This is a genomic window from Pseudomonas emilianonis, from assembly GCF_023072625.1.
In the GTDB taxonomy this organism is placed as follows: Bacteria; Pseudomonadota; Gammaproteobacteria; order Pseudomonadales; family Pseudomonadaceae; genus Aquipseudomonas; species Aquipseudomonas paraveronii.
Genome location: NZ_JAKNRV010000012.1, coordinates 1 through 22737 on the forward strand (window position 1 = coordinate 1; position 22737 = coordinate 22737).

A 22737-nucleotide genomic window follows, 5' to 3' on the forward strand; every position below is an offset into this window, starting at 1 on the left:
GCTGCGCTGGCGGCACCGCAACTCGACCCGGCCGGGGTGATTTCCCTGTCCGGCAGCGCCCGCCCGGTCGACCAGGTGATCCGCCAGCAACTGGCCGGTCATCTCCCCCCGGCCCTGCAATTGCGCAGCAATGAAATCCTCGACCACCTCAAGGCAGGCCAGGTGGATGCCGATGTGCCTGACCCACTGCTGGGCATTTTCCGACCCAGCGTGCAGCCGTATCTGATCAGCCTGTTTCGCGCCGACCCCTCGGCCGCCTTTGCCAAGTTGCGCATGCCAGCACTGATCATCCAGGGCACCCACGATATCCAGGTGGGTGTGGGCGATGCCCGGCAATTGAAGAGCGCCAAGCCCGATGCCGAACTGACGGTGATCGAAGGCATGAACCATGTGATGCGCATCGTGCCCAATGAGGTGAAGCAACAGTTGGCGTCCTACAACGACCCGCAATTGCCCCTCGCCGCCGAGCTGGGAACCCGCCTGGTGCGCTTTATCGACGGACTTCAACCCCGTTAACCGACTATTTGCCTCCAGTACTTGGAAAAGCGGCCGATAAGCCCAAAGTCGACAGCAAAAAGCCGGTCGACTGGCTGGGCTTGGACAGGATCGCGCCGCATGACTAACACCGAAGCAACACCAGAACCTACCGCCGACACCCCGGCGGAACACACCGAGGTCGTCGACGCAGCTTCCCTGCCGTGGGCGGACGTGCAGGCCGAACATTTCAAAATGCTGCGTCTGGCGCCTCTGACCATCGACCGCGCCACAGGGGTACGGCCTTTGCGGTTTGTGCAATTTGGCTATGTCGAGCGCCATGACCAGCATCACAGCCTGCTGCGCATGGTCATCCAGTTGCCGGGGCAAAGGGTGCGCCGCGAGCAGAATCACCTGGATATCTGGGTCGATCACGATAAACACCGCGTGCATTTCGGCCCGGGCAATAGCCTCGAAATCGAACCGGCCAACCGTGGCATCGGCCGCTTCCTGGTCGCCCAAGGCGCCGCGTGGGCGAAGAAGAAGTGGTCGCACTACCGCGTCGACGGTGTGGACCTGTCCAACAAGGACGCCCTAAACGAAGCCACACGCCTGCGCCGCGATCATTTCTTGCGTATCCAGGGTTTTGATGTGGCCTACGCCGACGTGCAGCATCTGAAGGGCAACGTGCAGCCCGGCAAGGTCAGCGACGTGCTCGATAGCTGGAACACCGAGAAAGTGCAGTTCGTGGAAATCCTTGAAGCCGCGCAAATGCTGCAACAGGCCGAGCAGAACCTGATGGAGCAGGAAGTGAAGCTGCGCAAGGAAGAGGAAAAGGTCACCAAGTTCAAGCGTGAGGACAGCGGGCTGCGCTTCACCATCACCTGTCTGGTGGCGTTTACCGTGTTTCAGGCGGGGTTGTTGATCTGGATTGCCACCCACCGGTGATGTGGAAGGGGGCTTGCTCCCGATAGCGGTGCATCAGTCAATGCATTCAGTGACTGTCACGCCCTCATCGGGGGCAAGCCCCCTCCCACACGTCAGAGCGGTCGGTTAAACCCTGGCGGCGAATACCGCCTGATGGTTGCGGCACTGCTCCGCCGTGAGCATGAACACCCCGTGCCCGCCGCGCTGGAACTCCAGCCATGCGAAGTCGACTTCCGGGTACAGCGCCTCGACATGCACCTGGCTGTTGCCCACTTCGACGATCAACAAGCCCTTCTCGGTCAGGTGGTCCGCCGCTTCGGCCAGCATCCGCCGTACCAGGTTCAAGCCATCGTCGCCGCAGGCCAGGCCCAGTTCCGGTTCATGCTGGTACTCGTCCGGCATGTCGGCGAAGTCTTCAGCGTCCACATACGGCGGGTTGGACACGATCAAATCGAAGCGCTGGCCTGGCAAACCATCAAAGCCATCGCCCTGAACGGTATACACACGCTCGTCGGCGCCATGGCGCTCAATGTTCTGGTTGGCCACTTCCAACGCTTCAAACGACACGTCCCCCAACACCACTTCGGCGTCCTGGAACTCGTAGGCACAGGCGATGCCGATGCAACCGGAGCCGGTACACAGGTCGAGAATGCGTGCCGGCGGCTGGTCCAGCCAGGGTTCGAAGCGGTTTTCGATCAGTTCGCTGATCGGTGAACGCGGGATCAGCACGCGCTCGTCAACGATAAACGACATGCCGCAGAACCAGGCTTCGCCAATCAGGTAGGCTGTCGGCACCCGCTCATGGATGCGACGGTGGAGCAGCCGTTGCAGGTGGGCAACTTCCTCTTCTTCCAGGTTGCAATCGAGGTAGCTGTCGGCGATTTCCCAGGGCAGATGCAAGGCGCCGAGCACCAATTGCCGGGCGTCGTCCCAGGCATTGTCGGTACCATGCCCGAAAAACAGCTCTTCCCCATGGAAACGGCTGACAGCCCAACGGATATGGTCGCGCAAGGTGCGCAGGCGGGAAGTGATCACGGGGGCAGACTCCTGGAAAAAACGACTGGCGATTCTAACAGCCTTCGTCTGTACCGACGATGTACGAAAAGCCTCAGCCGTATGTCGGATTTCATCCAATTTGCCATCATCGCGTCAAACAAGCGCACCTCTTGACATGGCTGCACGCCAGCAACGGCGTAGCTTACGATGGTAGCGATTCACAGAACCGCTCAGCCAGTGGACAATGGCGCAAAAGCCCCCCTCACAGGAGCCCCCCAGAATGTCCGTTCCAAAGACGATGTTTCAAATCAGCGGTCGAGGTTACGCGGCGGCCAATCTCAGCCATGCGACCCTCGTGATCATCGATGCGCAGAAGGAATACCTCAGCGGTCCACTCGCCCTCACGGGCATGGACGCGGCGGTCGGCAATATCAAGCAACTGGTCGCCGCGGCGCGCAACGCCGGTCGCCCGATTGTGCATGTGCGCCACCTGGGCACCGTGGGCGGCCTGTTTGACCCGCAAGGCGAGCGCGGCGAGTTCATTCCCGGCCTGGAGCCTATGGGCGACGAAACCATCATCGGTAAACTGCTGCCCAGCGCGTTCCACGGCACCGGCCTGGAAAAACACCTGCAGGACCTCGGTCCTCTGGACCTGATCGTCTGCGGTTTCATGAGCCACTCCAGCGTCAGCACCACCGTGCGCGCCGCCAAGAACCTGGGCTTTCGTTGCACCCTGGTGGAAGACGCCTGCGCCACCCGCGATCTGCCTTACAAGGGCGGCGTCCTGAGTGCCGAGCACGTGCAACAAACCGAAATGGCCATCATGGCCGACAACTTCGCCACCCTCGCCTTGACCAAAGACCTGATCTGATTGCCCCGGGATGAGCGGCGCGGCCGATTCAAGGCCCCGCTCATCTGCAAATGCCTGTCATTTGCTGCAATTACCTCTGGCACAGGAACAACCTGTGTATCTTCCGGTCGAAGGGCCGATACCCTGGAGGAAAGGTCGGAATGAAGATATCCGATGGTTTTGATGCTCGTCGCTTGCGCTCCAAGGGCCCGAGCAACTGGCGTCTGCGCCTGGCAACCGGCATTGCCGCGCTGCTGGCGATAATAGGTGTGCTGCTGGCGGTCGCCGGCGGCGCTGGCTTGTCGGGGCATTCCCCGGCGCTGGGCGAACTGAATGCCAGCCCCGGCGGCTCGGCGATTCTGTTGGTGATAGGCCTGTTGGTGCTGTGGTTCGGCGTGTGGTTGTGGCGCCGCAGCCGTCGCCGGATGCGCCAGCCATTGGAGCTGAACATCGCCTCGCACTTGATGAAAAAGCACGACTGATGGCGCTTGGATAGCGTTTCCTGCGCCCCGGCCGCCGCGATTTAGGTAAACTGCCCGCCCCTCGCGGAGGCTGACATGCAAGACGACGATTTTTCCCTGTTCAAAAACGAGCTGCGCGGCGTCAAGCCGATCAAGCACGACCGCGCCGAGACTGGCAAACCCAAGACTGACCGGGCGCAGATCGCCAAGCTGCGCCAGGCCGCGACCGTGCGCACCGATGCCACCACCGTGGACGGTCTGTCGGACCAGTTCGTCATCGACGTCGGCCCCGAAGACGAATTGATGTGGGCCCGCGACGGCGTGCAGGAAAGCCAGATGCGCAAGCTCAAGGTCGGCCAGATTCCGTTCGAAGGCAGCCTCGACCTGCACGGTATGAATGTGGAAAAAGCCCGGGAAACGCTCTGGGCATTCCTCGCCGAAGCCACTAAGTTCGAAATCCGCTGCGTGCGCGTCACCCACGGCAAGGCCGTGCGCCTGGACGGCAAGCGTCCGATGATCAAGAGCCACGTCAACACCTGGCTGCGCCAGCATGCCCAGGTGCTCGGCTTTACCTCTTGCCAGGCCCGCCATGGTGGCGCGGGCGCGGTGTACGTGATGCTCAAGCGCACCATGATGGAAGGGCGCGACGAGTAACAAGTGCCATCGTCAGGCTTGCAGCGATGTGTCGGCCACCGTACCCTTGCGCTTTGCGAAAATCCCACAGGTAGTTTCATGTCCCTGGAACAGAATTACACCGCGATCCTAAAGGGGTAAGGCAAAGTAACAATAGTCAATGAATCCGGGCACTTGCTTACTTTGGCGTACCCGGTTTTGACCTGCTTTACACGGTCATTGGTACAAAAAATGGTACGAGATCCACCCCCTCCATCGGCGTCCTGCCAAACGAACAAATCTACTCATAGCATTCTACCGGCTGAAAAATAATCTATAGTTCGGCCCCGCCTGACACAAAAAATGACGAGGGACTGAATGATTCATCCAACAGCAATAATTGGCGAGGGCGCCAGGCTTGGCAGCGGCGTCAAGATCGGAGCCTATACCATCATTCACGACAACGTGATGATTGGCGACAACACGGAGATTGGCTCGCATTGTGAGATTGGCATCCCTTCAACGCTTTCTGATGGGTCGCCATTGATCATTGGGAAATCTTCACTTATACGATCGCACAGCATTTTTTATGCAGGTTCAAGCTTTGGAGACCGCCTCTCCACCGGGCACCGAGTCACAGTGAGAGAGCTCACCCGGGCCGGCGAGGCCTTTCAGATCGGCACTCTCGGCGATATCCAGGGTCACTGCACAATAGGGGACTACGTCAAGTTTCATAGCAACGTTCACATCGGCCAGCATTCTGTCATCGGCAACTACGTGTGGATCTTCCCTTATGTGGTGCTAACCAACGATCCGCATCCGCCCAGCATGGTCATGATGGGTGTGACTATTGAGGACTTCGTGGCCATCGCCACCATGTCTATTGTCCTGCCTGGAGTGACAGTTCGCCATGGCGCTCTGGTAGGTGCTCACAGCTCAGTAAACCGAGATGTTGCTGCCGATACGGTGGTCGCAGGGTCGCCTGCGAAGTATATATGCGATACAAGCGCCATAAAGTTGAAAGACGGCTCTGGCGAAAGAGCATACCCTTGGCGCCGGCATTTCCATCGAGGCTACCCTGACGATGTAGTGGCTGAGTGGCTGGCTGAGTTCTCGGCCTCCTCGGTTATTTGACCGAAGAAAGGCCATCGAAAGCCTGCTCGCAGGTCACTCCCCGGCTATGGCTTTGGTCAGCAAATCCTGCCAGGTCGCCCGCTCGCTGGTCAGCGCGCTTGAACACGTCGGCAAGCACCATGACGGCACGGGTAGCTGCCGCGCTTGCGGCGGCAGTGCAGGAATTGCCGCCGGCTTGACTGGCTGCGATGCGACTGGCAAGGCCGTCGGCTGCGCTGCGCAGCCTGTCAGACTCACGGTTAGCAGCAGTGACAGCAGCAGCAGCGGTATCGATAAGAGCTTGGCCATTCTGGACTACCTTGTTGATCGCCTGTTGGCGGGCTTGTTCTTTGGCGCGCTCGGCGGCCTCGTTCTGCTCCTTGGCCTGTGCATCGCGTGTATCGCGGTCGTTCCACCTGGCCTGCCATTCATCATTGGCGACCGTCTCGCCGTGGTGATAGGCGCCGAACAGCGCGCCAGCCACCAGCAGCAGCGCGGCTATATAAGGGAGGATCTTCAGCCAGATCGCGTTCATGCCAGCACCTTCAATGCTTTGTCGTACAGCGCTTGGCGGTCGGCCTGGCCGGTGAGCCCGCCATTAATGCGACGGGTTATCTTCGCGAAATCGCTCTGGTCTGCCAGCGTGTTCAGCCCTTTCATAGACCAGAACCAGGCCGCAGACATCGCGGCGTACTGCGGCTGCTCCAGCAGCGTTGGCTGATTTATCAGGTCCAGGCCCAGGGCTTCCCCGCACGCGGCGTAGTTGGCCCGGCCGGTTATCTGGATCAGGCCACGGCCACGGTACTTTGAGCCGTCACCCGGAACCGTGTTTCCCAGGTCTGCGCGCCCTTCATAGCCGGCCTGCTGCGCCGTGGGCCCCCAGATCTCGCGAACCCACCGCAACTGGCCGGACTCGTGCCCGATCTGGGCGATGAAGGCGGCAACCCGGAGCGAGCCGACAATGCCGTAACGGTTCATGGCTGCGTTCAGGGCAGGAACAAAAACGCCGGCTTGGCGACCGGCGTTCGGGAGGATCTGCAACAGCCGCTGCTCAGTGATCGGCATGGTTTTCTCCAGGAAAAAAATAAACCCGCTCATGGCGGGTGGAGGTGCTTCCATCTATTCAAGTGGGATTGGTGGATCTGGCCATTGCGGGGCGTCAGGCCAGCCGGGTTTTGTTTCGGTCTTGCTTACAGCTGAACGATACTGCTTCCAGAGCTTTAACAGCGCAGCCCCTTCCGGCGATGACTCGTCGTTGTCAACATCGTCCTGCAGAGGATTGATGCGCAGGGTTGCGTAGGTCAGCAGTCGGTCGCGCTCAATTCGAGCTTGCGCCAATCTCTCGGCCGGTGAGGGTACGATTGGAGGAAACCCATCAGATAGGGGCCAAAAAGTTTCAACCTCGTAATTGGGGTAAGTTGCTTGTGGGTTATCCGGATCAGCCTCTGGGCCATCGACCATGAACGCGTAAGCCTTGGTTGTTGCATATGCATAGCCTGGATTATTACTCATTGCGGCACCTCAAACCCGTTAAAAATAATAGCTACAGCTGCCCCGTTTGATCCCCAATACAGTGTATTTGCCTGCTCCAAGACCAGCTTGTCGGAGGCAATGCTGACAGCAAATGTTGTTGCCTGCGCCCCAGCCGAAAGTAATGGCGGGCTTGTCGGATTGTTCCATGTGCCGATTGGCGATACGCCCAGCTCAGCATTTGATCCGTTCTGCGCACTTATAGAGGCTGATACCACTGCCACGCCAGGGGGGGCGACTGCAGTTAAAGCAAGAGAAATACTAGGGCTCGTTGCAGATGTATTGCCACTGGCTAGAACAACGGGCGCAGTAAGATTTGTTCCTGACCTGGGCGCATACCGCCAATTAACACCGAATTGATTGAATGTTACCGGGAATTTGTTGGCCGGCGTGTTATCGGTTCTGAATGTGCTCACGAGGGCCCACATATCAAAACCGGAGGCCGGCGCAGTAGGGGTTGTGAACGAGGTGTCGCCGAAGACGCGCGTGACGCCAGTGGTCGAGTTGTACCATACGTATACTGCATACCATGTGTTGACTGCTAGAGCTACGCCTGCTGCCATTCCGTCAACAGTGGCTGACCCCGTCACGGCAGTGTTCAAAGTTGCACTTACACTGCCGATTGCCTGCGCATCACCCGCAGAATTTGCAACGATGACGCTATCAGAAGTAACGACAACGCTTGCGGAAGTTCCGTTAGCAGAAACTTTCAAGTTCTTCGAAAGACCTCGGAAGCTTTGTTTGCGCTGCACTATCGTAGTAGGGAGCTGATCGAGCAGAACAAAGTCGGTGCCGTCGTATTCAATATCTGAAAGCTGGTTCGCTGCAAACACAGCCGCAACCTTCGCGCCGGCCGAGTTGTACTGCTTGATATTTTTTACGCCAAGGCTTGATACGTTTATCGTGTCCGTACCGGTACTTGCCTGACTGAACTTGACGCGGAATCGCAGGGGCGCCGAGTAAGCAGAGATTGCCGGGGTCGGAGCGAGCGTCAGCGCTCCAGCGCTGCCGGCAGTCGTAAATGCGGTTCCTGCCTGGATCTGCTTCAGCGCCTGGAGCGCATCAAAGAACTGCGATGCGCCTACAGCATCAACGGCACCATTGGCCGTAATACCAGCCGAGCTTAGGAGAGACTGGAAAAAACCCTCCTTATCGTTTGCCCAGTCCTTTTCCAGGTAGGACCCATCCTTAGCGGTGGGCGTAGTTCGGTTTTTAAATGAGCCCTGCGGGTATCCTGCTGTAGGGTTGTTGAACCGAGCCGGGTACCGTTCATTTAGCTTGAGTGACATTCTAAGCCCCTATATATCCTGCAAATTCTGCGTCTTCGTCACCGAACTCGGCATCCATATCGCCGAACTCGAACATTCCGAACCCTTCAAGGAATCCGTTAAATCCAACTGCTTGCGGCTTTGGTACAAGCCCGGCATTGAGCAAGGCAAAGCGCTCAAGATCGGTTATCTGCCCGTAGAACTCGATGCTGAACGACATGTCCTCGCCGTCCGTCACGCGCAGAACCTGAGCGTTCGGTAGGAGGAAGTTCATGCCATCGAGGATATTTTCTATCGTTGCGTCGCCGTTGTTTTTGACGATCTTGGCCTTGATGACCAGACGGTAAAGGTCGTCCGATAGCTGCGCGTCTTGATCAATCGTCAGGGCGCTGAACATCGCGCCATCGTCTCCAAACTCATCGCCGTCCGTGAGATCAAATAGCCCCGGATTCATTGGGAATGCGCCAACGAAGCTCCGCGGCGCCACGACGATCCGGCCGATTACGTTTAGTTGCTCGCCGAACGAGTTGTCAATGTCGTAACTCTTGCGCACCGCCTCGGCTGCATCCTCCAGGCTCCCGCCGAGCCTCTTGGCGATCGCATACCAGGCCACGGCCTTGGGCTTGTCTCGGTATTGCGCGTAAATGCGGTCTGGGATATTCATCAGGTGATCACTACGGTGATGTTGCTCTCCGTCCACCGGGACATCTGGTTGTAGGCGATGACAGCGTTCGCCTGGACGCCATTGAGGCTTGACGAAGGAAAGTCGACGTAGCTGTTGCCGTATGCCCCGATGACCTTGTTGACCGGCGTGAAGATCGTGCTGAACGGCACAGTCTCGCCAATATCAAACCCGCTGATCTTGAATCCCACGTCGGCCGGGATCAGATCGCCGGCCGCATACTCCATCATCGCCTCCTTGATGAGCTGGTCTGCGTTGGCCGGTAGCGTTCCATCGTTGACGACGTGAATGACCGGGAGCATGTCCACGTAGATCGGGCGGCTGGCGCGGATCACCTTCTTGTTGGTCGGGTATTTTGGAGATGTAACCTCAACCTCGAACGGCGTACCGGCCTGATACAGCAGAGGCCCTGGGTTCTTCTTCAGATAGATCGCCATGGCGATGTCTTCATTGGTGCCGCCGTCGACGATCACCGCATACGATTTCCTTGGTAGGCCGTGAGGGTTATCGACTGATACGGCTGAGCTATCGGTATCGTTCTCGTAGATCTTGACGCGGCGCACGCCAGGAACTGCGTACAGCTCGCCGTAAGTGGAGTCGATCTGATTGTTGCCTGGGCGCCCTACTGCCGTCGCTCGGGTTACGCGCAGTTGCTCGTTGGTTTGGGCATCTGTACCCGGTGTCGCAGGATCTGCGTTTGTTACGCCAGACAGCCCACCCACCACGTCAACGATGCGTGTGATGGTGTCGTGATCGGCCTGGGTTGGCCCGACTACGGTACATGTTGCATTGACGGTGGCGACGCCCAGCGAATCAGCCGTTACGGCCTGATCGGTCGTCCAGCGGCTTCCGGTGGTGACGGACTCAAATCTGTTTCCCTTGGGGATTGGGGTTCCTGGTGTCGCAGCAAACGTCAGCTGTACGCTGGAGGCCGAACCATTGGAGCGAATGGTGCCGGTCAGCGAACAGACGATATCCAGGTCTGCGCCCTTGGCCTTGTTCGGGTCTTTCGAGTTGTAGGCCTGCTGCAGCGTCTCGTCCAGGGCGTAGAAGATCTCAGCGTCATGCGCCATCTTCAACCCGTCCGGGGTCGACGCGTCCAGGTTCCAAAGCGGATCAATGTCCAGGTAGAACTGACGCTCCTGGGCGAACCAGTCGTTTTGCGTCTGCTGCACGTAGCCGGTCGAAGTAAGGCTAGCCATTCAGTGTTACCTCTTCCAGGCCGAACTCGGTGAGAATCCCAGCGGTTACGCTGTATTTGCGGTTGTCGATGTTGAAGTCAGCGGAGAAGCTGGTGAGCCGAATCACGCCGGGCGTGTTGGCGATCCTGGCCCTCAGCGCCGCCTCTGCAGTGGAGAGGCTGGTGAACTTGCCCAGGATCTGCTCGTACCACGGCGTGCCGTCGGTTATGTCTCGGAAGTACTCGCCAAGGAACAGGCGCAGCCGGGTCAGCACTGTCTGCGCAACCTCGGACTGCCCGGTGATGAATTGTTGGCCGCGCGTCACGATGTCGCCGTTGTCGTCCAGTCTGCGAACGGTCATATAACTGGAACTCCGCTTGTCCCGGAGCCCGGGGTTACACCGCTATGGCGGTGCGTATTGAGGTTGATGCCGGCGGCGGTGATGACGTTGCCGTCCGGCGTGATCTTCAGGCCGTTAATCAGGAAGGTACCGTTCGCCTGCAACTGAAAGCTGCCGGCGCCGTTCTGCATCAGGGTTGTGCCGTCGGCCAGTACGCTGAACCTAGCCACACCGTTATCCATGGAGATGCTGTTGTCGTTCTTCAGCCAGACGAATTGGGTGCCGACCTTGTTGCGCATGCGCACGCCGTTGTTCTGGAAGTCCGGCAGCACATTGGGTTGAGACCTGAACCCAGGCAGGAACATGGCGTCCTGCATGTTGTGAAAGCGCCCGATTGGGTTTGCTGCCACGCCTCCGCTCTGCACCCACCCATCAATGCAGCGCTGAGAGAACAGGATGTCCCCCTCGCAGCCATCATCAATCTGGTATTCGACGCAGTAGTCTCCGCCGGGGAAGTAGACCGGAACCTCGATGATTGGAGGGATCGTGAACTCGGCACCGTTTATGTCGACCCTCAATATCCCTGGCTGCACCTGGGCAAGCTGCGTGACTGGGTCGAAGGTCCGGACGTGCCCAGGCAGCGAAGTGCAAACGCCTTTCATCACCTCGCGAAAGGCGTCTCGCATCATCTTGGCCTGCTTGGTGCGGCCTTCTTGTTTGAGCATTTCCCGCTCCAGCCTTTGTCGTAGGCAATAAAAAACCCGCCGAAGCGGGTTTGTTAAATTTCATGATGCTGGTTCTGTTTTATCTGACGTTTCCGAACCCGTCGGTCAGCACGCCTTTTTGGCTGTACTGACTGTTAATCAGCTTGCCAATCTTGGCGTCTACCTGACGCAGGCTGGACATCATTCCTTTGGTAGGTCCGCCACTCAGCGATTTGCATCCCATGCGTGCCAGGTAAAGGTCATGCTCTCGAATCGACACGGACATAGCGTTGTAAATTTCCATGTTCCTTGACCTTAGAGCCAGCGTAACGGCGCCCGCACCATATAAAGGATCATTGGCCACATTCACGACGCCAGAACCAGAGCTCAGCGCGATGTCGACATAGTTGTACATCTGCCGACCATCGCACTGGCCGCCATCATCAGCCAGCGCGATGAATGGCAGCATTGCTGCCGCGGTGAGAATAATCAGAATTGGCTTCAACATTTAAGGGCACCAGCGAGGCTTTGGGTATTGCTCGGAAATGTAGCAGATCGCCAGCGCAAGTCCTCGACCAGTCGTCATCGCACGAACTGCTGCCCGCGCATGTAGGAAGTGTTGACGGAGGCAACGGCCTCGCCACGGGTAATTACCCCGTTACGGCTCACGTCCAGGCCAGAGTTTGCCGCGTACTCACGCTGGTAGGGGCCGGTGTCGCGCTCCCACATCACGTATGAGTCTGGGCGCCCTACCGCTGCCGGCCATAGAACGGCAAGGTATGCGTCTCCCAGGTTGCGGACGCGCCCTGAGTAGGGCTTGTAGTAGGCCTCCACATAGTCGAGCTGGCGCACGGCAGTCATGCGGGCGAGCTGAGCCGTGGATGTACCAACCTCGCGCGCAGATGCCTCCAGGAACTGGATAAGGCCTGTTGCGGTGCTGCCTGGGTTGCGCGCTGCAGGACTGAACGTGTAACCGGTCTCGAAGCCCATTACGGCCATGAGCCAGTTCGGGTCTATGGAGAGTCGGCCGCCTATCTCGCGGACCTTTACGCGGAACGCCTGGTCGACCCTGGCACCCCAAACCAGCTTTCCATTTTGCTGGGTTGCGGTCTCGGTAGCGGTCGGCGTTGTCCCGGCGCGCAGACCGTCGATCTCGGTTCGCCACAGGTCGCTGTGCGAATCGCCTGAATGCTTCATCGCGAAGATGTTGTATTCACCATTTGCGGTCGCGTCTCCACTCAGTTCCGTTACGAACAGGTTGCCGGTATTGAACGTGGCGAACTCGCTTTCCACGTTGATCTTTCCGTTGATTCGCAGTGCGGGGTTGAGTTGCACGGCGACGAATACGCCAAGGCCGTCGGGCCCACGGGAAACCTCGGGGATACCGATCATCCCGCTGAACTGATCAACCTTCACCACCGTGGCGGTGCGCGGCATATTCGGCTTGGTGACGACGATGCGCCCGCGGTCCTGCATCCACTCGAATTTGTAGGCGTATGCTAGGTCAGTCATCGCTTGCGGGATATCGCCGTCAACCACGAGACCCGAAGAAAGCGGCCTGGCGTCGGCAAACTGAGCGTTGTCGATATCGATTGGAAGCGGCCATGCCGCGGCAAGAGCGCGAATGACTTCCTCTACCCTGGTGCCGACACCAAATGAAAGCTGGGCAGACGCCCGATCGGTGGCCGGCTGCCCAGACCTGCAGATCAGTCTTGTGATGATCTCTGGCGAGCCTGGCTCGCGCTCGCGCAGGGTATTGGTCACGTACCCGGTGAATACCGCGTCGACATTGTCTTCATAGCCGGCCCGAAGGACGATGCTGGACTTCTGCGCAACATTTGACCCCTTGTCCAGGTTGTATAACCGAATGTCCGCGAACGAAAGCGCATCGCCTGGGGATATGTCGATATTGAACTGGATGCGGAACTGCCGGCTGCCGATCTGCTGGCTGATATACGGCTGCCCATTCACATCGATCGACCAGACTTGCTTTCTCATGTTTCCACCAAAGGAGGTATCCAGACGAGGAAGTTTTCGATGCCGAGGTTATCCAGGGTCACATCTTTTCCGGTGAACACCATCTGCCCAATACCGGTTCGGTAGCTTTTGATGATGTCACTGCCAGGCTCAAGCATCGCGCCGGCGACGATCCGGCTGCCGTCGCGCAGCAGATTCATGGACCATGCGGGCACATCGAGGTATGAGATAAAGTCGATTTCGAAGTCGATCAGGTTATCGCCAAGCTGCACGCCGAACCGCTGGTGGGCATTGGCGGACCCGGCACGCAGTGGGATTGTGTACATCAGGCGACTCCGTCAAGAATTCCGTTAACCGACTTTACGACGCTGTCGGATGCCTCTTTGGCTATCGCCTGCCCGCGGTTGATTGCGCGGGTTAATGCCGACTTTGATGGGTCACCATCGCGAAGCTGGCTTTGCGTGCACTGGTAATCTCGACCAATTCGATCAAGCTCAATCACCTCCTGCATCTCGACTACAAACTCAAGGCCGCCCTCGTTGCGCGGCTCCTTGGTTCTGGAGAGGCGCGTGATGGCCATGTTCTTGAGCAGGATGTCGCCGGCGTCGATGTCGAACGGGTCGTAGGACTGCATCAGCCAGATCAGGAAGTCGAGGGTGGTGCTTGCCCTGGTCTCATCGCTGCCGGCCAACCAGCCAGCCGATAGCCCCGCAACCGTGGAGACGATTGGGTTGTCGGTCAGGTTGGAAAGCGCGCCGCCGAGAAAGTCCGTCAGCTGCGCCTTGACCGGGTTGTTGCTGATCGCTCCGGTCATGGTCCACTTGAAGGGGTTCAGGATTCGGTGACCGGCAATCCTGACGCCCGACTCAATCGGGATGGACGTGATCGTCACCGTTGCCTCAAACGTGTCCTCAAGCACTGCGTCAAACGCATAGCCAGCAATGGTAGGGGCCTGGCGCGTGAATACGTTGATGATGCTCACGGCTATCGCTCCGTTGTGGTCTTGAGGTCGCTCAGTGTGTCGTAGTTCTGGCGCTCGTTGACCTGCATGATTTTTGACTCAAGCGCCTGGCCGTCGATCTGAATAGTTGCGTTCAGGCTGCTTTCAACCTTGATCGGGGTTCGATTCAGTGCTCCGGCCAACGCCTCGGCATTGGCTTGGCGGTCTTCGTCCGGCGTGGCTCCGCTCGATGGCGGCATGCTGTCGGAGGCTGATCTGTCCCTGTGCTCAAGGAAGTCGACATCCTCCTGGGACCGGATGACCTTGCCCGTGTATTCCTCGGGCTTTTCATACTTGAAGCTCCTGCTTTGGGTTGGATTGCCATCGCCGCCGAACATCAGCTCCATCGGCCCCTTGATTCTTTCCAGCCCGGTGACGCCCTTGAGCATGTCGTCGAAGCCGCTGGCGGCCTCGCCGTAGCCGGGCACGTACTCATTCAAGGATCGGTTGAGCAGGTTCGATCCGATCGCGCCACCAGTAATTGCCATGCCGGCGGTGCCTGACTTTCTGATAAGGCCACCAACCGATGTAAGCCCCAGCTTAGCGAGCGTTGCGCCAACCACTGCCGCAACGGACGAGGCGCCCAGCGCGGCGGTTGCTTCCGGGTTGTTTGAGGCGTAATCAATCGCACCGCTGATATTCCCGCGATGGTCCTTGAGGAATTCGTTGAGTGCGCTTCCGGCGCCAACAAGGCTTTTCATGAACTTCTCGGACAGCTCATTGCTGACGCCGTCAATGATCAGCCCAAACTCGGCCGAGTTTTCGGCGAGTTTCCTTGCGTTATCGGTAAGTTGGTCGACACTTCCAGTCAGCGAGTTGGCCCGCTTCATGGTGTCGTCCAGCTTCTCTACACCACCAGCCAGAGAGCGGAATACGCCGTCTGACAGCCCAAGCGAGCTTTGTACCTGGGCGCGCTGCCCCTCATCCAGCTTGGGAATCATCTCCGCGAGCGCGCGCATGAACTCTTCGCCAGTGCTGGTCTGATACAGCGAACTGACATCAATGCCGGCTGTTGCCAGATCATTGATTGGTCCGGCACCCCCCTTTAGGCGAAGGTTGTTTTGGATTTCCTCGAAGCGCTTCAGGGTATCGACGGCGTCCTCTGCGTCCCCACCCATCAGTTTTAGGGCGTTTCCGTAGCTGTACACGGCCGCCTGAGACGTGCGCATGTTCTGCGTGGACATGGCCAGCTTGTCGATCTTGCCCGCGACACCAACGATAGCGCCAGCAGCCGCACCAAACGCACCGACCAGCGATGCAGAAATGCCAAGCGCGCCCGACTTGATTCCATTCAGGCTGGCGCTGATCTTCTTGTCGCCCGCTTCAAGGGCTTTGGTGTCATAGCCGATGCCGATCAGGAATGACTTCAGTACTTTGCTAGCCATTCTTCGCAGCCTCGTATTGATCCATCAGTTCATCCATCGCCTGATTGAAGCGCTCCACGCTCGCTATAGAGTGGGTGCCGTCTTCAAGCTGGGCCCAGGTGCAAAGCGGCGGGCAAACCCCGACAATCCCCACACAGGGCCGCATCAGGAACCAATTTACTGCGCTGCGCTTGCCGCCCCTTCCTGCCGAGCGCCTTTTGCGCCGCTTGGCAGCCAGTCGAAAAAATCGGAGAGGTTCCAGCGCAGCAGTTCGGACAGGAGCTGGTTGTACTGCACCATCTTTCCGCCGAAGTCGGCGACGGTGACCGGGATATTGGTGCCATTGATAAACACCTTGGCCATGATCATTTGCGCGACCTGGGCTTTTACGTCCTGGCGCATCGACATGAACATGGCGCAAAGCACCTGATCGTCCACTTCCAGGCCGGCGCCTGCCGCCGTGGCGAATCGCTCCAGCACGGCGGCAGACAGCAGGGACATCAGGCGGTCTTGATCGACAGCGCTGGCCATGGCGGCGTTGTACTGCACGCCGCCGATGGTGAATGGTTTCACGCTCATCTATCAGCCCCTTGTCGCTTCCCAGATATTGAAGTGCATCGTGAACTGGTCATCCGTGATGGTGGAGCCGGCCCGGCCGCGCTGGCCGTCGTTCGCGATGATGCCTTCAGAGCCCAGGGCTGTTTCCAGCGTGCCGATCTGGGTGAAGGTCAGAGTGATGTTGGCGTTCGAGTTCATCAGCCCCTGCACGTATGCGGAGTCGGACGAGCCCGGGTTGAGGTAGACGTTCACCTCACGGCCCGGGTTTTGGCGGTCGAGACGAACAGCATTGCTGCCCTGCCCCCGGCGCAACTGGCTGCGGGCATCGATCGGTGCGTCCGTGTACGGGGTAGCGGTTTCGCCCCAGTCCTGGATCTGCCGGCCATTGATGGTGACGACGGTAAGGTCGTTCGAGAAATTACTCAGGCTCATGGGTCACCTATCAATAAACGTCGAGGTCGGCTTCAACGATGTGGATTGCGCCGGCGCGGAACAGGCGAATGCGGAGTGGTGCGGACTTGCGGGCGCTGCGATCAGCGTCCGACAGGTCGAGGATGTCCTCGGGCTTGGTCAGGATCTCGAAACCTGCGGTGTACTTCTCGAGACCGTCGTCCGGGTCGATATAGTTGCGCGGGCCGAGGTAGCCATTGCTGATGAACTGTTGCATGGTCGCCCGTGCGGCGCCGATCAAGACGGCCTGTCCCACAGGGGTTTGCGCGAGCTTAGTGACCTGCTTGCCGAGCGTGTTGTAGAGCGATGTGGTCAGGAAATTGATGCAGGCAGCCAGATTGACCACGTCATCAATAAACTCGCCGTATGCGCTGTGCGTCAGTGTGTTCAGCCAGCGACCCGAATCTGTCGAGCCTTGGTTGTCCACGACCGTGTAGAAGACAGCCTTCTTCTTGTCGCTCTGCATGGCCGAGTAAGCGGTTCCGTCCAACGACTCTGCGATAACCCCTGGAGACTTCTTCAGTTCGCCCGTGATAGTCGAACGGTCAGCGCTGTAGTTCACTGCGGCGAAGTGCTTGGCTAGCGCATTGCCTAAATAGGCATCCGTGGCGTGGCACGGGGTGGCGCTGAATCGGAAGCCGGCCGCCGTGAGCAGAGATGCGATATCGTCAGTATCAGCGGGGTCTCTGATTTCAGCGGCTGACGCGCCAGTCTGGTTGTTCATGTTAAACGAGGAGTTATCCTCGCACCACTGAGCGATCAACTGAGCCTTTGCCTTGTCGGCATAGATCGGGGCGGTCCAAAACGTCCAGAACCACCAGAGCTTATTCCGGCCCTTGTTCATCGTTGCAGTAATGGTGGCATCAGCAGTGGCAGAGCCGTAAACCTTAAGTTCGCGGGTTGCCGGCGTGCCGCCAAGCCAGCGCTGAGCCGCCTTGTAAGTCTCGGTGGTATCCGCGAAGTCTTCGGACAGCGCGACCAGCGTGAAGTACGTCCGGTACGTGTCCGGCGCGAAGCCCACCGGCAGCTCAAGCTGGGGAGCGAACAGCATGGCGCTGGCAAAGTTCGCATTGCCCAGGCCGGCCGGGCTGATCCGGGCGTTGATGCGGATGATTTCTGAGGCGGGGTAACTCATCTCGAGCGCTCCAATGATTTATGCGGGGTCAATTTCGACGGTGAAGGTCTCAATGACCCGCGCCTTTTCGTTCTGGAGCGCCACTTCGACGCTCAGGATGTTGTTGATAGCCGGGAGGCTGCTGGTCTCGTACATCAGGCGGATGGTGATCTGCGCCCGCTGCTCGAAGTTGGCCGACTGAAGGCTGGTGAGGTTGTTCACGGCATCCGTGCTGTTCCAGCCGATCTTTGCCCTGAACAGCATCATGCTGACGTCGGGCCGCTTGTTGGCCTGCTTCAGGCGCTCGGCGTACATCAGCGCCTCGCCGCGGTAGAAGTTGACGCTTGCCGAGCACATGATCTGCGCTCGCACATCGACCTCCACCTGATCGCCTGCAATGTCGCGCGACACGATGTTGGCCTGGCCGCGCTCACTAATGGACTGCCTTGGCGTGATCGTTGCGTATGCGCCCTTGGGGGCCGGCATGCTGCCTGGGCCGACCTGATCTGCCAGGATGCACTCAGGCACGCCGGTCGCCAGCATCACAATCGGGCGCAGCTTCTTGAACAGTTCTTCGTTGGTCATGCTGGGCCGCCTGACTGATCGTCGATGCGCATAACGATGACCTTGCAGTAGTTCCGCCAGTACCTGTTGTCACACTTGGTGGCCTTCCACTGCTGCCCGAGAAACTCCCAGGTGCCGGTCTGGTCGATCAACTGCATCTCGCCCTGGTTGATGTAGATGCGGCGCACGTCGGTGATCCGCTCTCCACCCTGGCGGATGAAGTCGACCTCCCTGTCGCTGGCCTGCTGGATGTTGACGACGTAGGGCTTGGTCTCGGTCGTGCCGGGAACCCATATCCCTTCCACAAACTGGCCATCCACTGATACGGTGCGGCTCGCAGCGACACTGACGAACACGTCATCGATGTGGCCTTCCATTGAAAGACTCAATCTAATCCCTCCTCAGCCGGCCCAATGGACACCTTATGCGTGACCGACTGGCGCATCGCGCCGGAGTCGATAAGCGGATTACTGCTGCCTTTCTTGCGGATGGTCGATGCTGCGTTGGGTGGCGTCTTCAGGTCGGTCATGTACACCTTCACCTTGCCTGCGGCCACCGCGCCGACGGCCTCGAGGATCTGGTCCATCGACTGCCCGGCCTCCATGCCGTCTTGGATGGTCAGCAGCACTTCAGGCGTGGCGCTTGCAACACCAGGCTCAAGCCATGGCCGTGCCGGGATGTTGATATCGTGTGGCTGAGTGACACCCAACTCCATGTAGCCGGCGCCCTTCTTCAGGAAGCGGACCTCATCACGGTCGGCGGCCGCTTTGCTGGCGTAACCGTAGGACGTGCCGCCCGGGTGCTTGATGTCGGCGCCGAACTCGTGGACCGCTCCAAGGCTGGCCATGGCCAGGTCGCCCGACTCAACATTACCGGCCTCTTCGTGGATGCCGACCGTCACCACCTTGTCGGACCGAAGCGCGGCAAGCTCTTTCGAAAGCTCGTCCTGCAGCTCCTGAAAGCCGATCAGCTCGAGATTGATCATTGCCGGGTAATCTCCAATACGCGCTGCTGGCAGGATTCAAGGCCCGATGCCAAGGCGAATTAGAAGGCCACGACAATGACCAGCAACAGCAACAGATCTGCCGCCTTGCGCAACTTGCTGCGCGGCTTTTCGCCGTGAGGTGCGTTGACACCCATCTAAACCACCTTGGCGCCCATCCCGGCGCGCTTTTTCAGCCGGTAGAACTGCTGGCCGAAGTTGGTGTAGGTCAGCCAGTCGGTGCCCGCGTCCATCATCTGCGGCACGCGGTAGGCGATCGATTCGTCACCGACCGACTTCTGGGCCACGTTCAGGCGCGCATCGGAGCCTGGGGCCGCAGTCGACCCAAGGGTGGAAAAGTTGGTCGCCAGCCAGTGGGCGGCGAAGTACTGCATGCCGCGCCACTTGAAGTTGTCGCAGGTCAGCTCCAGGGAGCCCCAGCGGCTTGATCCAGTCTCGGTGCCGGCTTCGCACAATGCTTCGATGATGAACTCGTCCGGCCACTTCACCTCGTCGGTGAACGCCTTCATCAGGGGATTGCTGCGGAAAGCCGCAATCATCTCAGGGGTGATTATCACGCTATGCCCCCGGGCGACTTGTCAGCAGCTTGCATACAACCTTGGCTGCGCGAATGGATGGGATCTTCCCGGTCTGGGTAAAGACAACGAGGTCATCGACCTTTTTGAACTCAAAGCCGGGGCCTGTGATAACCGCCTCGTGCCCCACTACAACCGCCTTAATGCTCATGTCTTAGACCTCGCTATGAATGAGTGGGCGCCAGGCGCCCGGGTATTACTGTGCCGCCTGAGCCTTGGCGATTTCTTCGCGCAGGCGCGTTTCGCCCCAGGTCTTGTTGACCTTGATGCCCAGCGCTTCGGCCTGAGCGGACAGGTCTTCGTCTTCGCTGTCGTCAACTTCCAGCTCATCGGCGCCAACACGGCGCAGGTCACCGTTTTTCAACAGCGCCTTGACGAAATCGATCTTGGCGGCCTCATCCGGCACTTCGACCGCCGGGTTTTCGCCTGGCAGGATCGGGTAACCGGTTTCCACGCCATCGACCAAGAAGTTGATGGTGATCAGTCGTGCTGCTTCGTTCTTCAGGAACATGTCGAATCCTCTTTGGGTTAGAATTGGGAGGCGCATAGGGTGGCCACCCGAAAAGAGCTTTGTCAGCTCCTTGCGCACCTACCGACATCCACTGGACAGGTGTGAATCATGGAAATAATTTCTAAGCCGGAAGCTATTGAGCTCGGGCTGAAGTTTTACTTTACGGGCAGGTCGTGCATAAGAGGCCATTATTCCGCCCGATACGTGAACGGCTCAAAATGCAAGGAATGCACGCTAATAAACAACTCACTGTGGGCATCCGAAAATCCTGAAAAAGTATCGCTATCTAGAAAGAGGTGGGCAGATAACAACCAGGAAAGGATAAAGCTGTCTAAGTCCAGGCGACCGTCAAGGGCGAAGCCTGTAGAGATATTACATCCTCATAGAATGCTCTCCAGGAGCAAATCCAAAGACCTTGGACTCAAGCATTACTACACCGGAAAGCCATGCAAGCACGGCCACTACTCCGACAGATTTACCGCTACCGGCATTTGTGTTGAGTGCGGAAGAGTCCATTCTGCAAGAATCAGAGAGTCACAGCCAGACCGCAGAGCTCGGTATCAGCCAGCAGCAAACGCATCAATAAAAGAAAGATCAAGAAGCGACCCAATATTCAAAGCAAAACTCAGCATGAGAGAAATGGTTAGAAGGGTTGCGCGACTGATTGGAAGCAAGAAAGAAAAGGGAACGATAGAGGCCCTTGGGTATTCACCGGCCGATTTCGCCGGACACATGGAATCCCTCTTTTTAGAAGGCATGTCATGGGCCAATCATGGTGAATGGCATATCGATCATGTGACCCCGATAAGCATCATGCTTAAGCGCGGAATAACAGATCCAGCAACCATAAACGCACTGAAAAACATGCAGCCTCTATGGGCCGAAGACAACCGAAGGAAGTCTGCGCGAATGATTTAAAAAGCCCCTTGCGGGGCTTTCGTTCCGGTCCTACCGTTAAAATTGATCGCGATAGGCGCCCGAAAATGGGTATCTAAATTCGACACCACTGATTTTATATTCACACGGCACATTGACCTTGAGGTTCCACATCTGCGGAGCCAGGGAGCGCCATGGGATCGGAACCTGCATGCCCAGGTTCTCGTCGTTCAGCTCGTAAGCGACGATACGGTCCTTGCTGCCGTTGGATACGCCGGCGGCGGCCAGTTGGGCAGCGGACAGTTGCAGGCGGCTGAAGATGTTGATCGGGCGACCGGTCAGCGCGGTGTACTGGTTGTTGGTGCGGAAGTATTCCAGCATCGTCTTGTCGGTGATGGTGCCCATTCGCTTGTTCGAGATGAACGCGAAGCGGGCAGCATCCAGGATGATCGTGTCAGGGACGTGGACGGTCGCCGAGCTGATGTAGACATCAACCAGGATCTTGTTCAGGTCGGCGACGATCTGGTCACCGGTGGTCGCGGCGTTGTACCAATCCAGGGTGGAGTTCGACAGCGCCAGGTTGGGGTTGTTGAACAGGCCGGTCATACCTCGAGCAACATCACCGAAGTAAGCCACGCGCTGGGTGTGCTCCTGGGCGCCACGGAACGCCAGCTTGGCTTTGGAGCTGTCCAGCGGGATGCGCAGTTGTTGCGATTTGCGCAGCTCATCCAGGCTGTAGCTGTACTTGTTGCCCGCGTAACCGATCGGCACGGACGACTTATTGGCCGACAGGGTTACGTCCGGCAGGTCGTCAGCGCTGGCGCCGATGAACTTGCCCAGGGTCACGCCGTCGTAGCTGATGTAATTCCACTCATCTACCCATTCAGGCAGAGAGGTATCGACCGGGATCAGCTCGTCGTAGTTGATGGCGGCGTACTTGGCCTCGTAGATACGAGCTTCCAGGTTCGCCAACTGGCTGATGTAGAACGCCAGGCCGTCGTCGAGGGTCGGCAGACCGTCGTTGAAGGTGACTTGGTAAGCATCGCGGCCAATCTGGTGCGCAATAGCGGCATCGATGACTACGACGATTTTTTTAAGCTGGGTCATGTCGATTAGCCCCCGATCTTCAGAGAAATTTTAGCCAGCGCGCCGGCGCCGGCGGAGCTGACCCATTTGGCGTTCGGGATCAGAACGGCCAGGGTTGCAGCAGCGCCGACCACGTTCGAGAACTGGCCCTGGTTGGTGCCGGTGCCATCGCCGATGACCAGATACACCGGGTCATCCTTGGCAACTGCGACACGAGCGGTCACCCAGACAGGCGCTACGGTCTCGACCGACATATCGCGCTTGGCGACTGCGCCAATCACATCGGTGGCGGTGTAGGCGCGGTTCAGTTCGCGCTTCACGATGCCGATGAACTGGGCTGCCGTGGAGCCGGCTACGGGCAGCTTGGCGCCGTCATCACCATCGGTAACGACACCCAGGCCGAACGCGATGTTCACGGCGCCCTTGTTGACTTTGGAGACGGCGTTGGACAGTTCGCCGTCGGCGACCATACCTGCGTAAGCGACGCCGTGATTGAGTGCGTTACCACCTTGAACAGCCAT

At 58.6% G+C, this 22737-nt stretch carries 30 protein-coding genes and 1 pseudogene; 7 read left to right on the forward strand and 24 right to left on the reverse strand.

Going from position 1 to position 22737, the window contains the following annotated elements:
- Together L9Z73_RS02865 and L9Z73_RS02870 are read left to right on the forward strand one after the other, a co-directional pair.
- Positions 1-516: pseudogene (locus tag L9Z73_RS02865) on the forward strand (lysophospholipase); the annotation flags it as partial.
- 99 nt (positions 517-615) lie between these two features.
- Entirely contained in the window at positions 616-1422 is an 807-nt protein-coding gene (locus L9Z73_RS02870; RefSeq protein WP_247396139.1) for a hypothetical protein, read from the forward strand.
- Between the two features lie 105 nt (positions 1423-1527).
- On the opposite strand, the gene prmB is transcribed toward L9Z73_RS02870, so the two are convergent.
- Complete coding sequence (prmB, locus tag L9Z73_RS02875; RefSeq protein WP_198717287.1) at positions 1528-2436, reverse strand: 50S ribosomal protein L3 N(5)-glutamine methyltransferase; 909 nt, start codon at positions 2434-2436, stop codon at positions 1528-1530.
- Between the two features lie 241 nt (positions 2437-2677).
- Between prmB and L9Z73_RS02880 the strand changes: the two genes are divergently transcribed.
- The 4 genes from L9Z73_RS02880 (at position 2678) to L9Z73_RS02895 (ending at position 5454) form a co-directional block, all read left to right on the forward strand.
- Positions 2678-3268: a cysteine hydrolase family protein gene (locus L9Z73_RS02880; RefSeq protein ID WP_198717286.1), complete on the forward strand. Its 591-nt coding sequence runs from the start codon at positions 2678-2680 to the stop codon at positions 3266-3268.
- Positions 3269-3408: 140 nt separating this feature from the next.
- Entirely contained in the window at positions 3409-3729 is a 321-nt protein-coding gene (locus tag L9Z73_RS02885; RefSeq protein WP_198717285.1) for a hypothetical protein, read from the forward strand.
- 75 nt (positions 3730-3804) lie between these two features.
- Complete coding sequence (locus L9Z73_RS02890) at positions 3805-4362, forward strand: Smr/MutS family protein (protein WP_198717284.1); 558 nt, start codon at positions 3805-3807, stop codon at positions 4360-4362.
- Between the two features lie 336 nt (positions 4363-4698).
- On the forward strand, positions 4699-5454 hold the full coding sequence (locus L9Z73_RS02895; RefSeq protein WP_247396142.1) for an acyltransferase: 756 nt from the start codon (positions 4699-4701) through the stop codon (positions 5452-5454).
- Here L9Z73_RS02895 and L9Z73_RS02900 read toward each other — a convergent pair.
- The 21 genes from L9Z73_RS02900 to L9Z73_RS03000 all read right to left on the reverse strand — a co-directional run bounded on the left by L9Z73_RS02900 (position 5447) and on the right by L9Z73_RS03000 (position 20254).
- Complete coding sequence (locus L9Z73_RS02900) at positions 5447-5968, reverse strand: DUF2514 family protein (protein ID WP_247396144.1); 522 nt, start codon at positions 5966-5968, stop codon at positions 5447-5449. The genes L9Z73_RS02895 and L9Z73_RS02900 overlap by 8 nt on opposite strands.
- Entirely contained in the window at positions 5965-6498 is a 534-nt protein-coding gene (locus tag L9Z73_RS02905; protein ID WP_247396233.1) for a glycoside hydrolase family 19 protein, read from the reverse strand. The genes L9Z73_RS02900 and L9Z73_RS02905 overlap by 4 nt, the downstream gene beginning before the upstream one ends.
- 54 nt (positions 6499-6552) lie before the next feature.
- On the reverse strand, positions 6553-6945 hold the full coding sequence (locus L9Z73_RS02910; RefSeq protein ID WP_247396145.1) for a tail fiber assembly protein: 393 nt from the start codon (positions 6943-6945) through the stop codon (positions 6553-6555).
- A complete protein-coding gene (locus L9Z73_RS02915; RefSeq protein WP_247396147.1) occupies positions 6942-8252 on the reverse strand; it encodes a hypothetical protein in 1311 nt (436 codons plus the stop codon). Before L9Z73_RS02915 ends, L9Z73_RS02910 begins: the two co-directional genes overlap by 4 nt.
- Position 8253: 1 nt before the next feature.
- Positions 8254-8895 (reverse strand): DUF2612 domain-containing protein, encoded by a 642-nt coding sequence (locus tag L9Z73_RS02920; protein WP_247396149.1) that lies wholly within the window; start codon positions 8893-8895, stop codon positions 8254-8256.
- Complete coding sequence (locus L9Z73_RS02925) at positions 8895-10115, reverse strand: baseplate J/gp47 family protein (protein WP_247396151.1); 1221 nt, start codon at positions 10113-10115, stop codon at positions 8895-8897. Before L9Z73_RS02925 ends, L9Z73_RS02920 begins: the two co-directional genes overlap by 1 nt.
- Complete coding sequence (locus L9Z73_RS02930; RefSeq protein WP_010567832.1) at positions 10108-10455, reverse strand: hypothetical protein; 348 nt, start codon at positions 10453-10455, stop codon at positions 10108-10110. Before L9Z73_RS02930 ends, L9Z73_RS02925 begins: the two co-directional genes overlap by 8 nt.
- Complete coding sequence (locus tag L9Z73_RS02935; protein WP_247396153.1) at positions 10452-11159, reverse strand: Gp138 family membrane-puncturing spike protein; 708 nt, start codon at positions 11157-11159, stop codon at positions 10452-10454. Before L9Z73_RS02935 ends, L9Z73_RS02930 begins: the two co-directional genes overlap by 4 nt.
- Positions 11160-11238: 79 nt before the next feature.
- Complete coding sequence (locus L9Z73_RS02940; RefSeq protein ID WP_247396155.1) at positions 11239-11646, reverse strand: hypothetical protein; 408 nt, start codon at positions 11644-11646, stop codon at positions 11239-11241.
- Between the two features lie 74 nt (positions 11647-11720).
- Entirely contained in the window at positions 11721-13136 is a 1416-nt protein-coding gene (locus L9Z73_RS02945) for a baseplate hub protein (RefSeq protein ID WP_247396158.1), read from the reverse strand.
- Positions 13133-13441 carry a phage baseplate plug family protein gene (locus tag L9Z73_RS02950; protein ID WP_247396159.1) on the reverse strand — a complete coding sequence of 103 codons (309 nt, stop codon included), beginning with the start codon at positions 13439-13441 and terminating at the stop codon, positions 13133-13135. The genes L9Z73_RS02945 and L9Z73_RS02950 overlap by 4 nt, the downstream gene beginning before the upstream one ends.
- Positions 13441-14097, reverse strand: coding sequence for a phage baseplate protein (locus L9Z73_RS02955; RefSeq protein WP_247396161.1), 657 nt, complete (start codon positions 14095-14097; stop codon positions 13441-13443). The genes L9Z73_RS02950 and L9Z73_RS02955 overlap by 1 nt, the downstream gene beginning before the upstream one ends.
- Before the next feature lie 2 nt (positions 14098-14099).
- On the reverse strand, positions 14100-15500 hold the full coding sequence (locus L9Z73_RS02960) for a hypothetical protein (protein ID WP_247396163.1): 1401 nt from the start codon (positions 15498-15500) through the stop codon (positions 14100-14102).
- A 156-nt stretch (positions 15501-15656) separates the two neighbouring features.
- The gene (locus L9Z73_RS02965; protein ID WP_247396166.1) at positions 15657-16058 is read right to left on the reverse strand and encodes a hypothetical protein; all 402 of its coding nucleotides are present in this window, start codon (positions 16056-16058) and stop codon (positions 15657-15659) included.
- 3 nt (positions 16059-16061) lie between these two features.
- On the reverse strand, positions 16062-16469 hold the full coding sequence (locus tag L9Z73_RS02970; protein ID WP_169850636.1) for a hypothetical protein: 408 nt from the start codon (positions 16467-16469) through the stop codon (positions 16062-16064).
- 10 nt (positions 16470-16479) lie between these two features.
- Positions 16480-17622, reverse strand: coding sequence for a DUF3383 family protein (locus tag L9Z73_RS02975; RefSeq protein ID WP_247396168.1), 1143 nt, complete (start codon positions 17620-17622; stop codon positions 16480-16482).
- Between the two features lie 18 nt (positions 17623-17640).
- Positions 17641-18186 (reverse strand): phage neck terminator protein, encoded by a 546-nt coding sequence (locus L9Z73_RS02980; RefSeq protein ID WP_247396171.1) that lies wholly within the window; start codon positions 18184-18186, stop codon positions 17641-17643.
- Positions 18183-18542, reverse strand: coding sequence for a hypothetical protein (locus tag L9Z73_RS02985; RefSeq protein ID WP_247396173.1), 360 nt, complete (start codon positions 18540-18542; stop codon positions 18183-18185). The genes L9Z73_RS02980 and L9Z73_RS02985 overlap by 4 nt, the downstream gene beginning before the upstream one ends.
- Before the next feature lie 8 nt (positions 18543-18550).
- Entirely contained in the window at positions 18551-19150 is a 600-nt protein-coding gene (locus L9Z73_RS02990; protein WP_247396176.1) for a hypothetical protein, read from the reverse strand.
- Positions 19151-19305: 155 nt separating this feature from the next.
- Positions 19306-19725, reverse strand: a complete 420-nt coding sequence (locus tag L9Z73_RS02995; RefSeq protein ID WP_247396178.1) for a DUF4054 domain-containing protein — start codon at positions 19723-19725, stop codon at positions 19306-19308.
- A 214-nt stretch (positions 19726-19939) separates the two neighbouring features.
- On the reverse strand, positions 19940-20254 hold the full coding sequence (locus L9Z73_RS03000; RefSeq protein WP_247396180.1) for a hypothetical protein: 315 nt from the start codon (positions 20252-20254) through the stop codon (positions 19940-19942).
- A 108-nt stretch (positions 20255-20362) separates the two neighbouring features.
- Here L9Z73_RS03000 and L9Z73_RS03005 point away from each other — a divergent pair, with 108 nt between their 5' ends.
- Positions 20363-21172: a hypothetical protein gene (locus tag L9Z73_RS03005; RefSeq protein WP_247396184.1), complete on the forward strand. Its 810-nt coding sequence runs from the start codon at positions 20363-20365 to the stop codon at positions 21170-21172.
- A 36-nt stretch (positions 21173-21208) separates the two neighbouring features.
- On the opposite strand, the gene L9Z73_RS03010 is transcribed toward L9Z73_RS03005, so the two are convergent.
- Both L9Z73_RS03010 and L9Z73_RS03015 read right to left on the reverse strand, forming a co-directional pair.
- A complete protein-coding gene (locus L9Z73_RS03010) occupies positions 21209-22237 on the reverse strand; it encodes a DUF2184 domain-containing protein (protein WP_247396186.1) in 1029 nt (342 codons plus the stop codon).
- A gap of 5 nt (positions 22238-22242) precedes the next feature.
- Positions 22243-22737: a structural cement protein Gp24 gene (locus L9Z73_RS03015; RefSeq protein WP_247396190.1), complete on the reverse strand. Its 495-nt coding sequence runs from the start codon at positions 22735-22737 to the stop codon at positions 22243-22245.